The 14,008-nt window shown below is 40.1% G+C and carries 11 protein-coding genes; 1 reads left to right on the forward strand and 10 read right to left on the reverse strand.

Annotation, left to right across the window (positions count from 1 at the left end):
- Window positions 1-84: 84 nt before the first annotated feature.
- The 6 genes from HMPREF9421_RS00010 to HMPREF9421_RS00035 form a co-directional block, all read right to left on the reverse strand.
- The gene (locus HMPREF9421_RS00010) at window positions 85-1,008 is read right to left on the reverse strand and encodes an ATP-binding cassette domain-containing protein (RefSeq protein ID WP_006594953.1); all 924 of its coding nucleotides are present in this window, start codon (window positions 1,006-1,008) and stop codon (window positions 85-87) included.
- Window positions 1,009-1,017: 9 nt separating this feature from the next.
- Window positions 1,018-2,085, reverse strand: coding sequence for an ABC transporter ATP-binding protein (locus HMPREF9421_RS00015; RefSeq protein ID WP_006594954.1), 1,068 nt, complete (start codon window positions 2,083-2,085; stop codon window positions 1,018-1,020).
- 11 nt (window positions 2,086-2,096) lie between these two features.
- Window positions 2,097-3,023 carry an oligopeptide ABC transporter permease OppC gene (gene oppC / locus HMPREF9421_RS00020; RefSeq protein ID WP_006594955.1) on the reverse strand — a complete coding sequence of 309 codons (927 nt, stop codon included), beginning with the start codon at window positions 3,021-3,023 and terminating at the stop codon, window positions 2,097-2,099.
- Window positions 3,023-4,522: an ABC transporter permease gene (locus tag HMPREF9421_RS00025; protein ID WP_006594956.1), complete on the reverse strand. Its 1,500-nt coding sequence runs from the start codon at window positions 4,520-4,522 to the stop codon at window positions 3,023-3,025. The genes oppC and HMPREF9421_RS00025 overlap by 1 nt, the downstream gene beginning before the upstream one ends.
- A gap of 64 nt (window positions 4,523-4,586) precedes the next feature.
- A complete protein-coding gene (locus tag HMPREF9421_RS00030; protein ID WP_006594957.1) occupies window positions 4,587-6,572 on the reverse strand; it encodes a peptide ABC transporter substrate-binding protein in 1,986 nt (661 codons plus the stop codon).
- A gap of 191 nt (window positions 6,573-6,763) precedes the next feature.
- The gene (locus tag HMPREF9421_RS00035; RefSeq protein ID WP_006594958.1) at window positions 6,764-8,728 is read right to left on the reverse strand and encodes a peptide ABC transporter substrate-binding protein; all 1,965 of its coding nucleotides are present in this window, start codon (window positions 8,726-8,728) and stop codon (window positions 6,764-6,766) included.
- A 175-nt stretch (window positions 8,729-8,903) separates the two neighbouring features.
- Between HMPREF9421_RS00035 and pbp3 the strand changes: the two genes are divergently transcribed.
- A complete protein-coding gene (gene pbp3, locus HMPREF9421_RS00040) occupies window positions 8,904-10,145 on the forward strand; it encodes a D-alanyl-D-alanine carboxypeptidase PBP3 (protein WP_006594959.1) in 1,242 nt (413 codons plus the stop codon).
- Window positions 10,146-10,209: 64 nt separating this feature from the next.
- Here pbp3 and HMPREF9421_RS00045 read toward each other — a convergent pair whose 3' ends face one another.
- From HMPREF9421_RS00045 to HMPREF9421_RS00060, 4 genes are all read right to left on the reverse strand, one after another.
- The gene (locus tag HMPREF9421_RS00045) at window positions 10,210-10,782 is read right to left on the reverse strand and encodes a hypothetical protein (RefSeq protein ID WP_006594960.1); all 573 of its coding nucleotides are present in this window, start codon (window positions 10,780-10,782) and stop codon (window positions 10,210-10,212) included.
- A gap of 20 nt (window positions 10,783-10,802) precedes the next feature.
- The gene (gene sufB / locus HMPREF9421_RS00050) at window positions 10,803-12,215 is read right to left on the reverse strand and encodes a Fe-S cluster assembly protein SufB (RefSeq protein WP_006594961.1); all 1,413 of its coding nucleotides are present in this window, start codon (window positions 12,213-12,215) and stop codon (window positions 10,803-10,805) included.
- A gap of 144 nt (window positions 12,216-12,359) precedes the next feature.
- Entirely contained in the window at window positions 12,360-12,794 is a 435-nt protein-coding gene (gene sufU, locus HMPREF9421_RS00055) for a Fe-S cluster assembly sulfur transfer protein SufU (RefSeq protein WP_006594962.1), read from the reverse strand.
- Entirely contained in the window at window positions 12,781-14,007 is a 1,227-nt protein-coding gene (locus HMPREF9421_RS00060; protein ID WP_006594963.1) for a cysteine desulfurase, read from the reverse strand. The genes sufU and HMPREF9421_RS00060 overlap by 14 nt, the downstream gene beginning before the upstream one ends.
- Window position 14,008 lies beyond the last annotated feature (1 nt).

Genomic DNA, 14,008 nt, shown 5'->3' on the forward strand with positions numbered 1-14,008 from the left:
TATCTTTTTTCTATTTTTTAAAAAAAGTTTTTCTTTTTTTAAAAAATAGAAAACGAGAAGTGTATTCTTCTCGTTTTCTTATGATTATACAAGTTCTTTATATTTTTTCTGTTCTGCTTTATTTGCCCAAACGTAATGTCCAGGTTTGATTTCAACCATTTCTGGTTTGTCGGTTGAATAATCATGCTGATCTGGATCATAAACTTTCAGAACTTTTTTGCGTTCTAGAATTGGATCTGGAATCGGTACAGCTGATAGTAGAGATTGTGTGTATGGATGAATTGGATTGTTGAACAATTCTTCTGTCTCAGCTACTTCTACAATAACTCCTTTGTAAATAACCGCAATACGATCAGAGATAAATCGAACTACCGAAAGATCGTGTGCGATAAAGAGATAGGTCAAGCCCAATTCTTTTTGGAATTTCTTAAGGAGATTTAAAACTTGAGCACGTACTGATACGTCAAGAGCTGAAATTGGCTCGTCTGCGATAACAAATTCTGGTTCCATTACCAAGGCACGAGCAATCCCAATCCGCTGGCGTTGTCCACCAGAGAATTCATGAGGATAACGAGTCAAATGCTCTGCTAGAAGCCCCACTTCATGCATAATCTCTTTTACTTTACGTACTCGGTCTTCTTCATTTTCGAATAGGTGATAATTGTACAAACCTTCTGAAATTATGTAGTCGACTGTTGCACGTTCATTCAAACTCGCTGCCGGGTCTTGGAAGATCATTTGAATCTTACGGATTAATTCACTTTCATCCTTGCGTGATTGCTTCCCATTGATCTTTTTACCATTATATAGAATATCACCTGCACTAGTGTCATTCAAACCAATGATTGCACGACCAATCGTCGTCTTCCCACTACCTGACTCACCAACAAGAGAGAATGTTTCACCTTTATTGATGAAAAAATTTGCATTCTTTACAGCTACAAATTTTTTACTTCCTTCACCGAAGGAAATTTCTAGATCTTTAACTTCTATTAATTTTTCTGTCATTTCCTTCTCCTAGTCCTTCATTGTAGTGAATCCCATTTTCGCACTAATCTTTTCATGAAGATTATCAATAATTTCTGGTTTATTGACTTTTGGTGCATCTTCATGCAAGAGCCACGTTTTAGCCCAATGTGTATTGGAAACATTGAAGACTGGTGGGTGTTCCTCGAAATCAATTTGCATGGCATAGTCAGAGCGCAAAGCAAAGGCATCACCTTTTACTGGTGAATACAATGATGGAGGAGTCCCTGGGATAGAATATAAATCACCTTTTGAGGTAGATAACTGTGGCAAACTTGAAAGAAGACTCCATGTATAAGGATGTCTTGGGTCATAGAAGATTTCTTCTACTTTACCAAATTCGACAATTTCACCAGCATACATTACAGCAACCTTATCTGCGATACTTGCGACCACACCTAAGTCATGGGTAATAAAGATTGTTGTAAAGTTATATTCTTTTTGCAATGATTTCAATAAGTCGATGATTTGGGCTTGGATGGTTACGTCAAGGGCAGTTGTAGGCTCGTCACAGATTAAGATATCAGGACGACAAGCAAGCGCAATAGCAATAACAATCCGTTGGCGCATTCCACCTGAATATTGGAAAGGATATTCATCAAAGCGACGTTCTGCTTCTGGGATTCCAACCTTTTCCATATAATCAATGGCCATCTCTCTGGCTTCTTTGGCACTCTTACCTTGGTGTTTAATAATAACTTCCGTAATTTGTGATCCAATTGTATTAATCGGGTCCAAACTGGTCATCGGATCTTGGAAGATTGTTGCAATTTTTGCACCGCGGATATCTTCCCAATCTTTATTTGACTTGAGTTCTGTTAATTCTTGTCCGCGATAATTAATAGTACCATTGGCAATTCGTCCGTTGTCTTCTAACATTCCTGTGAAGGTTTTTGTCAAAACAGATTTACCAGAACCTGATTCACCAACAAGTGCCATGACTTCACCTTCAACAAGGTCTAAAGACACATTGCGAATAGCTGTTAAGACACGATCCCGAACATCAAATTCTACTACGATATCGCGAGCAGATAAGATTACATTTTTATCAGTTGTCATACCTACTCCTCCTATCTATGTGTACGTGGATCGCTGGCATCTGCAAGGTTTTGTCCAACGATATAGAATGACAAGGATACCAAGACTAAGACTGTCAATGGAATCCAGAAAAGATATGCATTGGTTGTTACGTTTTGTGAGTAATCTGAAATCAGACGACCTAAACTTGGAACTGTAATTGGCAATCCCAATCCAAAGAAGGAAAGGAAGGCTTCAGTTGAAATGAAGGCTGGCAACAACTGTGTAGTTGTCGTCACAATGACAGATACCAACTGTGGCAAGATATTTTTTGTCACGATTTTTAGAGTTGGAGTACCCAAAGTACGGCTGGCCAAGTTGTACTCTAAATCACGGTAACGCATAATTTGAACACGGATAGAATAAGCAATCCCAATCCATCCTGTTACCGTCATCGCCAAAATCAAGTTCCAGAAACCAGCACCGATTGAGTAAGTCAAGACAATAACAATTAACATGAATGGAACGTTTGAAATAACGTTGTAAACTTCCATCATGAAGCGGTCGATTGATTTTGATACACCCCAAATCCCACCAATCACAACACCAATCACAACATTGATCAAGGTAGCAATAAAGGAGATGATAATCGAATTGCGGGCACCAAACCAAACTCCATCAAACAAGGATTTACCATTGTTATCCGTACCGAAGAAGGCCTTGGCACTTGGAGGATTCAAACGAGCAGTGAAGTCATTTACTTTACTTACATCATTATAATCAAAGTTTGAAAACATCGGGTATACAAAACTCATCAAGAGAATACCAACCAAAACGGCTAACATCAAAATGGTTGATTTCTTTTTGAAGAATTGACGGAATACTGATTTCCAGTATGAGTACGACGGCGCATCAATTGTTTCAGAGGCAAAATCGTCACGTTCAACAAATTGGAATTTCTTTTTATCGATTGTAGACATTATTTGCCTCCTTTCTTAGTTGTCAATTTGATACGAGGGTCTACCATAACCATAAGGATATCCCCAGCCATTGCTCCAAATACAGCAAGAACAGTAAAGATGAAGACAAGGCCGACCACCATGGTATTATTGGATGCTTTGATAGAATCAATCAACATTTTACCCATACCAGGGAAGGCAAAGACAGTTTCTGTCAATGTTGCCCCAGAGATGACTAGAACCAATTGAACAGGAATCCCTGTAACGATCGGAACCATAGCGTTTTTAAAGATATGCTTGCGTGAAATTTCTTTCTCAGAAAGCCCTTTGGCACGTGCAAAACGGACAAAGTCTTGAGAATGCAAATCGATCATGTAACGGCGAATCCAAACTGCCAATCCCGGTGCACTCAAAAGACCCAAAATCACAGAAGGCAGTACATAAGAGCGCCAATCCTGAGCCCCTAAGACTGGGAAGGAATCCGGTAAGCCGATAGAAGAACCCGCCAAGCGAACGATGTAGACCAAGGCAATCGTTGGCAATGACATCATAAATGTTAATGTTGCCGTAGAAGCACTATCAAACCAAGTATTCTTCAACAAGGCCATATAAGATCCTAAAGGAATAGCAATCAAGTAAGCAATCGCAATCCCGATCAAACCAATAATGGCTGAGCTGACAATCATAGATGGATTTTCATAGTTGCTCAATGTTGCTGTATAAGCATCGCCTTCACCAAAGCGGGCAATATCTTGGGCATCTGCCTTGCTTGGTGATTTGTATGTACGTGAGTAGATGTTGATAGAAGATTCTTTTTTCCCTGTTGGGAAGTTTACTTCACTCTTCTTAGTCGTACCTTGTCCTTGTGTAATAACCTGAAGAACTGGCGTATTTGAATAAGTTGGATAAGATTCACCCAAGTTTAACGATACAAAATTTTGATGAATGAACGGGAATTGACCATTGAAATACAAAAGATATTTATGTTTAGTCCCCGAACCAACTACTGACCAACCAATAGCTGGATCATTTTCAATGCGAATATAGCGTTCAAGTTTTGGATTTGAAGCATCTTTGATGACATTTGGATGATCAATCTGAATCAGGTTGCCGTAGAATCCAATAACACGTTCAAAGACAGGGACTTCACGAGTTGCGTAAAAGCCTTTGTTTTCAGGGAAACGTTTCAATACCCAGCCATTTCCAAGATTAGAAATGTACTTTTTGTAGATCTTTTCGTTTTCTTTAGTAGGCTCTACAGTTACTGATGAGTCTTCCTTGCTTGCTTTTTCTTTCAAAGCTTTTGAATCAAGATATTCTATATACCCCATACGATCATAGACTGTGTTTTCATAATTGATTTTAGAATCCTTAGTCTTTGCAATCTTATTATAGTTAGGGTCGTTTTTGAAAATTAAATTTCTTGGGGTTAGCGTATAAATAATTGTATAGGTCAATGTCGTAACCAAAAAGATCGACACTAACGAACGCAAAATACGCATAAATATATATTTTTTCATATTCCGTTCCTTTAATGTTCAAAAGAACTTTCTCCCCTATTAGAGAAAGTTCTGATGAAGGTGATTATTTGACGTGTTTTTCTAGTTCTTGCTGAGCTTTCTTGTTTGATTCAGCTTTTTCTTTCAACCATTTTTCACGTGCTTGATCATATTGTTTTTTAGTAACCGGTTCATCTTGAACTTCAACATATTTGAAATAAGTTGATCCTTTGTTACCTGTTTGTGAGGAAGGTTCAGAGAATGGAACCACTTTTGAAACCACTGTAGCTGCACCAGAGCTTGTCATAGTTGGAATGACTAATGCGCTATCTGTTAACCAAGCTTGCGCTGCTGCAAATTTTTCATAACGTGTCACTACGTCTAGGGTTTCTTTTTCTGCATCATCAAGCAACTTCGCATATTCATCTAAACCAACTGCTTTAGCAGAAGCATTGTCGACACCACCAGCAAATCCAAGGTAAGTCTTAGTTTGGTCTGGAGAAGATGGTTGCAAGGTATCAAGGTAAGTAGATGGGTCATCATAGTCTGGATTCCATCCTACAAGTCCTTGAAGATCCCAGTCAGTTTCTGCAGCTGATGGTACGTTAAGAGTAATGTTTAACACTTCATCTTGGTCCATCATTTGAAGGTCCACCACAACGTTTTCTGTGCCAAGTGTTTCTTCAACTGATTGTTTGAAGGATTGCATCCGTGACACAAAGTTTGTTGAGTTTTGTGCAACCGGAACATCCAAGTGGATTGGGAATTGAACACCCTCTTTTTGGAGTTCAGCTTTTGCTTTTTCAAACTGAGCTTTTGCTTTTTCCTTGCTATAGAGTCCGTTTTGACCGTCTGCAAGATTCACACCGCTCCATTGATCTCCATAAGTTTGCAACTTGTCTGCTACTACATCACCAAAGTCTTTACCATTTACTTGAACAAAGGCAGGTGCAGTGTACATATTTCGAATAGCAGCCTTAGCGTATTCTTTACCATTAACTTGTGCTGAATAATTTTCGCGGTTCAAGGCAAAGGTGATGGCTTGACGGAAATCCTTGTTCAAGATCGCTTTCTTCGTGGAAGATTTCTGCTCATCTGATGTTTTAGAAGTATGGTTGTAGGCTTGACGGTCAATGTTGAAACCTAAGACTGCGACACCAGAACCAGGCTGTGTGTTGTAGATATTGTCTTTGTATTTCTTTTCAACAGACGCAAAGTTAGAGCTAGCAGGGTATAGACGCGCCTTGGTATATGAACCATCGCTAAAACCGCGCGCTATGGAATCTTGATCTGATCCATCATAATAAGACAATTTAATCTTGTCAATATGAACGTTGTCTTTATCCCAGTAATCTTCGTTCTTCTCAAAAGTGATTTCTGATTTAGAAGTGATTGATTTCAAAAGGAATGGACCATTGAACAAGATTGATTTGACATTACCTGGCTGACCAAATTCATCACCCTTGCTCTTCAAGAATTCTGTACTAATTGGGAAAAGAACCCCATTAGTTGTTTTTGAATTCCAGAAAGTTTCTGGTTGGTTCAAAGTATACTCAAGTGTATAATCATCTACTGCTTTGACCCCAACTTCAGAGAAGTCTGAAATTTTTCCTTCTGAGTAGTCTTTCAATCCTTTGATTGAGTCTTTCACCAATGGAAGAGATTCTGATTTCTTGTCTGCCGCATGCTTCAATCCAGTAACAAAGTCATGAGCTGTTACTTCACCATGCTCTTCGCCATCGGCATCATACCATTTAACACCCTTACGGATTTTGTAAGTATAAGTCAAACCGTCTTTTGAAACAGACCAATCTTCAGCAATAGATGGCACAAGATTTCCGTATTTGTCGTTTTCCAACAAACCATCTACACCGTTAGTTGTAATATCGTGCACAGACGCTTTTGAAGATACAGTGTAATCCAAAGTTGTTGGATCATCGTTATAAACATAGCCATAAGTTGTATCTTTTTTTGATGCAGACTTGCTATCTTTTGAGCCAGAACATGCTGCAAGGAAAGTTGCTGCGAGCAATGTTACTCCGGCAAATGCAAAAACTTTACTTTTTTTCATTTTGAGTCTCCATTTTATTGAATTTAGATAGAATTATAGCATAAGTGAGGAAAAAAGTAAACTAAATTTTCTGAATATTTGGCAAGTGAAAGGAGCCACTAAGCGGAGGACTGTCTAAAAAATCAATCCTTTTTAGTGGCTCCTTCCCCTACTTAAACTTATGCACTCAGACTATCCAAGCTATTTTTTATCTATTTCGATTCGATGTGGTTCTTTAATTCTTCTTGGGCTTTTTTATTGGATTCAGCCTTTTCTTTCAACCATTTTTCTTTACTTGCATCGTAATCCTTTGTCTTGATGACTTCTTCTGAAAGCTCAAGATATTTATAGTTGGTTCCTGTACCTTTTGTTCCAACCCATGAAGCCGCACGACTATATGGGACAGTCCGTTGCAACATTGGCGTTCCACCATTTGAAACAGTTGGCAAGATCAACGAACTATCGGTTAGCCAGGCTTGAGCAGCTGCGTATTTCTCATAACGTACAGCTTGGTCACTCACTTCTGCATTGGCATCTTTTAAGAGTTCTGCATATTTCCCAAATTCAACCGCTGTAATAGCAGGGCTATTTGATCCTGCATCCACACCTAGATAGTAGAAAACAGAACCATTAACAGGACTTAAACTCTCTAAATAAGTAGATGGATCTTGATAGTCAGGCACCCATCCTCCACCTGCAAGGTCATAATCTTTCTCAGCAGCAGTGTCAGTAAAGTAGGTAATATTGTTAAAGTCATCATCAGATAATTTCTGAATATCTACGACAACATTGTCTGCACCGAGAACAGCTTCTACGGATTGTTTGAAGGAGCTAGCTTGTTGTACCTGGCTGTTATCTGTCTGACTAACAACGTAATCTATATGAATTGGGAATTCTACCCCTTCTTTTTGTAGTTGTTCTTTGGCTTTTGCAAACTCAGCTTTGGCTTTCTCTTGATTATAGAGAGTGGTTTGGGCATCATCTAGGTTTACATCTTTCCACTCATCTCCATAGGTCACTAATTGCTTCTCAACAACCTTACCGAACTCTTCACCATTTACTTGAACAAAAGTCGGTGGAACCAAGGTGTTTCGAAGAATCTTGGTCGCCGCATCCGCACCAGATGTTTGAGCTGCATAGGCTTCACGGTCAAAGGCAAAGTTGACGGCTTGACGGAAATCCTTGTTTAAAATCGCTTGTTTTGTAGACGATTTTTGAGCATCTGTCGTTTTAGCTGTATGGTTATACTTCTGACGATCAATGTTGAAGCCTAGGTAGTATGATGTTCCGTATTGAACACCATAAACAATATTATCACCAAATTTCTTTTTCACATTCTTATAAGTGGAGCTATTTGGCATTACTGTCGCAAATGAATATTGTCCATTCTCAAATTTCTTGATAACAGATTCTGGATCTGACCCGTCATTGTAGGTCAACTTCACATTATCAATATGAACATTCTTTTCATCATAGTATTCTTTATTTTTTACAAGCTCAATTTGAGATTTTGAAGTTAAATTCTTCAAATAATATGGACCGTTATAGAGAATACTACTTGGTTTCAAGGAACCAAAGTCTTTTCCTTGAGATTCTAAGAAAGCTGCGTTAACTGGGAAAAGGACGCCTGATGTCGTCTTAGAATTCCAAAAGCTTTCTGGACGTTCCAAGGTATATTGAACGGTGTAATCATCTAGGGCTTTCACGCCAACCGTCTTAAAATCTGTTGTTTCACCCTTGGCATAGGCATCCAAACCTTTAATGGAGTTTTGGATTAAGAAGAGACCTTCAGATTTTGATTCCACAGCATGTTTGATCCCTGTCACAAAATCGTGAGCTGTTACAGCACCATACTCTTCTCCTTCACTGGTGTACCATTTGGCATCTTTTCGAAGTTTATAGGTATAGACCAAGCCGTCTTCTGAAACTGTCCAGTCTTCTGCCAAACTTGGGATTAAATTTCCATATTTATCATTTTCTAACAAACCATCAACAAGGTTACTTGTAATATCAGACGTCGTTGTACGAGTCGATGCAATGTAGTCCAATGTATTTGGATCTGTTGAATAAATATAAGAATAAGTAGATTGATTGCTGCTTCCACCACCGCAGGCTGTCAATAGAAGAGCGCTGGCCAGAGAAACACCGGCCAGTACGAACCGTTTATTTACTTTCATCACTATCTCCTTATGTTAGGTTTTCTACCATTATACACTATTTCTCTCATTTTACCAACTATCTTTTAAATCGGACCGCAGGATCTCAATCAATAACTGGACAAAATTAGGATTAGAGCAGTTGGATTCTTTTATGATACAATAGTAGAGACAAAAAACAATCGAGGATTCAAACGTGAAAAAAATAATCACTTTACTTCTTTGTCTAATTCTTACCCTTCTCAGTACTTCTCCTGTAAAAGCGGAAGACCTAGACCTTGGAGCCCAGCATGCTATTGCGATTGATGGAACAACAGGTAAAATACTCTACGAAAAAAATAGTGATGAGAAAAAAGAAGTTGGCGGAATCAGCAACCTTTTGACTACTTATCTCGTTTATGAAGCCATTCAGCAAGGAAAAATCTCTTTAACTGATGACGTGGATATTTCGGATAAAGCCTACCAACTGACCGCCATCGAGGGTATCAGCAACGTCCCCATGGAAGCTCGTAAATACAAGGTTAAGGACTTGCTCACTGCTCTCCTCGTATCAAATGCCAATAGCGCTGCCATCGCCTTAGCTGAAAAAGTAGCTGGTAGCGAAGAAAAATTCGTCCTCCTCATGAAAGCAAAGCTCAAAGAATGGGGGATTACAGATGCGACAATTGTGAATGCTAGTGGATTGAACCAATCTATCATTGATGGGGATGAGGAAAATAAAAAGAAAAATAACGAAAACAAGCTGAGCGCTTATGATGTGGCAGTCATCGCAAAACATCTTCTAGAAGACTATCCTGAAGTTACCAAAATCACTTCACTCTCTCATGCAGAATTTGCTGGAATTCAATTAGAGAGCAGCAACTATATGCTGGAAAACATGCCCAATTATCGAGCTGGGGTGGATGGTCTAAAAACTGGAAATTCCGAAAAAGGAGGGATCTCATTTGTCGCCTCTACCAATCAAAATGGCATACGAATGATCACCGTTGTCATTGGTGTCGAAGCAATCGACGGAGATCCCTACGCACGATTTGTTACAACAGCCAACCTGATGAATTACGTCAGCCAAAACTTCGTTGCAAATTTGATTGTCAGCAAAGGCGAAACCTATAACAACAGCAAATCAACTGTTCTTGACGGTAAGAAAACCAGCGTCATTGCTGTTGCAAAGGATGACTTCATCGTGATTGAACGGCAAGGAAGCCAGACCGAACCTAAAATCACCTTCAAAAGCAGCCAAGCTTCATTTAGTGCTCCCTTAAAGAAAGGCACTTCTCTTGGGATCCTCACCTACGCCGATCCAGAACCCATCGGGCGAGGTTATATCGAAGGTAAATCTCCTAGTATGGAAATGGTGAGCGGAGAAAACATCCAAAAAAGTTTCTTCTTAAAGGTGTGGTGGAATCAATTTGTTCGTTACGTCAATGAAAAGCTATAAATGCTCATAAACAAAAAAGAGGTTACCCTCTTTTTTTGTTTATTCTATTCGGTCAACAGAACTTCTATCGAACTTCGAAATAAGGAAAAGCAGTGTCGCTATCTATTGGATGAGTCGGGATTTCTTCTTCAATCACCACACGCCAACCTGCCACCAATTCTTCAAAAGATAAGCTAGCTTCAGGAGTAGCTGTTGTTAGTTTACGACCAAACCAAGCCATGGTTGCTGTTTCTAATTGAAGCATGGCATAGCTAATCACAGGAACATTCGCAGCTTCGTAATTTTCATTCACTGCACGGGCTACAGCTGGTGCTTGAGGCAAGAGTTGAAGGCGGATTTTTTCTACAAGTGCTAGATCCAATTCTTTCCAAGAAATCAATTTCCCATCGACTTGATAATACAATTCAAATGTTTCTTGACCTGGTTTAAAATTCACTAGCATAAAGGCACGATCCGCTTTGTCAGGACCTCCAACAGCCTTCACAGCATTAATCAAGAGATTTTGTTCCATTTGTCTCCAATAATCATCTGCTTCTTCGGCTAGATCATTTGTAAATGGCGGAATAATTTCTTCTGCAGGAATTTCGCTCTTATTCGCTTTTTCAACATTACCAAATAATTTTTTTAAGAATCCCATTTGCTTCTCCTTTTATCCCCTTAACCGACAGATCCTTCCATTTCATAGCTAATCAAGCGATTGAGCTCAACTGCATATTCCATTGGAAGTTCTTTAGTAAAGGGCTCTACAAATCCCATGACGATCATTTCAGTCGCCTCAGATTCTGACAAGCCTCGGCTCATGAGGTAATACAACTGTTCCTCAGAAATTTTTGAGACCTTAGCTTCGTGTTCCAATGCGACTTGTGAATTGTGGATTTCATTAAATGGGATGGTGTCAGATGCAGATAAGTCATCCATGATAATGGTATCACACTCGATGTGACTGACTGATTTTGCTGAATCTTTATTGAAGGTCACTTGTCCACGGTAGTCAACCTTTCCTCCACCTTTAGCGATGGATTTTGAGACGATTGAAGAGCTGGTATGTGGAGCATTGTGGATCATTTTAGCACCTGTATCTTGGTGTTGCCCTGCATTTGCAAAAGCAATCGACAACATGGTCCCACGCGCACCTTCTCCATCTAGATAAACAGACGGGTATTTCATGGTCGTTTTGGCACCTAGGTTTCCATCGATCCATTCAACTGTCGCATCTTTGGTCGCTTTGGCCCGTTTGGTTACCAAATTGTAAACATTGTCTGACCAGTTTTGGATGGTCGTGTAGCGCATATAAGCGCCATCCAAGGCAAAAATTTCGACAATGGCTGCATGCAAGCTGTTGCTTGAATAAGTCGGTGCTGTACATCCTTCTACATAGTGGACACTAGCGCCTTCATCCACAATAATCAAGGTCCGTTCAAACTGACCTGTATTCTCATTATTAATCCGGAAGTAGGTCTGCAAAGGAACATCAACCTTTACACCCTTCGGTACATAGATAAAGGTTCCACCTGACCAAACAGCTGAGTTGAGGGCTGCCAACTTATTATCCGTTGGAGGTACCAATTTAGCAAAGTATTGCTTAAACAAGTCTGGGTATTCCTTGAGGGCAGAATCTGTATCGGTAAAAATGATTCCGAGCTTTTGGAATTCCTCCTTCATGTTATGGTAAACCACTTCAGACTCATACTGAGCAGCTGCTCCGGCCAAGTATGCACGCTCTGCTTCTGGAATACCAATCCGTTCAAACGTTTCCTTAATTTTTTCAGGCACTTCATCCCAGCTACGTGCAGGTTTATCAGATGGTTTTTGATAATAAATCAAATCATCAAAATCAATATCTGACAAGTCCGCTCCCCAAGTTTGCATCGGCATTTTTTTAAATGCTTCATAAGACTTCAAACGGAACTCCAGCATCCATTCCGGCTCATTTTTCGCAGCAGACAACTCGCGAATAACCGATTCATTCAACCCTTTTCCTGTTGACAGGATTGGGTCTACATCATCGTGAAAGCCAAATTTATATTCACCAAGATCAATTGGTTTTGGTTCTACTCTTTCTTCTGTCATATCTTTCCTTTCATTTTCTTTTTAGCACTCTTTCCATGCGATTACTCTTCTAGTCTGGACCATCAGCACCCGATTGTTGATATCACTTCTCACCAGAAGCTCGGTTAAAAAACAGACTTGAATCTTCATCACTTTTATTCATCATTAGGCTTGAGCATCGATTGCTTTCTTGAGAGCATTCCAAGCTAGGGTAGAGCACTTGATCCGTTGTGGAAATTTAGCAACCCCAGCTAAAAAAGCTGCATCTCCCAACTGGTCTTGACGGGCATCTTCTTTGCCTTGGACCATTTCTGAAAAAACAGTCGCCAACTCTAGTACTTCTTCCTTGGTTTTTCCTAGGACAACATCTGTCATCATACTAGCAGAAGCAGTCGAAATCGTACAACCTGAGTTAACAAAGGCAATGTCCTTGACTACTCCTTCATCATCAAACTGAACAGACAAACTAATCACATCCCCGCAGGTTGGATTGTTTAAGTTAATTTGTTCAACCCCTTCAATCTTTCCATGGTGATGGGGATTTTTTGAATGATCAGCTACTACAGCCATATAGAGGCTATCTAATTTAGAAAGTGCCATTGAAAAACTCCTTTGTTTTTATCAGCGCTTCTACAAGCTTATCGCAGTCTTCCTTTGTATTGTAGAGATAAAAGCTAGCTCGAGCAGTCGCCGGAACCTCCAAATACTGGATCAAGGGTTGGGCACAATGGTGGCCTGCCCGAACTGCAACCCCTTCATAATCCAAGGCTGTCGCAAGGTCATGAGGATGCAGATCGCCTAGGTTGAATGAAATCACTCCAGAGCGCTTCGCTAAATCTTGTGAGCCATAGATTTTCAGCCCTTCAATCGCTTGAAGCTTGGGAAAGACGTAGGCAATCAAGCCTTGCTCATAACGCTCAATCGCATCCATGCCAATGGCCTCTAAATAATCAATCGCCGCAGCTAAACCAATGGCACCAGCCATATTAGGCGTCCCCGCTTCGAATTTCCAAGGAAGCTCCTTCCAGGTTGCTGATTGTTCATAGACAAAGTCAATCATTTCCCCACCAAATTCAACAGGTGACATTTGGTTGAGATATTGCTCTTTTCCATACAAGACTCCAATCCCTGTCGGTCCAGCCATTTTATGACCAGAAAAGACAAAGAAATCTGCATCTAATGTTTGAACATCTATTTTCATATGGGGGACTGATTGAGCCCCATCCACTACCACAATGGCTCCTTTTTCATGGGCCAATTGAGCGATTTCTTGGACAGGATTGATCACTCCGAGAACATTGGAGGCATGGGCGATGGAAACAAACTTGGTTCGATCTGTCAATTTTTTTCGGAAATCCTCTAGATCCAGACCACCATCTTTCAAATAGACATATTCCAACTTTGCCCCTGTCTTCCGACAAGCTTCCTGCCAAGGAAGGATGTTGGAATGGTGTTCCATAATGGAGATGAGAACTTCATCCCCCTCTTCTAGGATTTCTTCTGCAAACCGACCAATCCAGTTCAAACCTGTCGTGGTCCCTCTCGTAAACAAGACCTCTTTGGTCGAGGAAGCGTTTATAAAGCGACGGACCGTTTCTCTTGCTCCTTCATAGGAAGCAGTCGCCCGTTCGGCTAAGGTATGAACCCCTCGGTGAACATTGGCATTATCCTCTTGGTAATATCGATTCACCGCTTCTAAGACAACTTTTGGTTTTTGTGTCGTCGCTGCATTATCCAAATAGACAAGCGGCTCATCATTCACAATTTGATCTAAAATCGGGAAATCTTTCCGAATCTTTTCGACATCTATCATC

The organism is Streptococcus australis ATCC 700641 (genome assembly GCF_000186465.1).
Taxonomy (GTDB): domain Bacteria; phylum Bacillota; class Bacilli; order Lactobacillales; family Streptococcaceae; genus Streptococcus; species Streptococcus australis.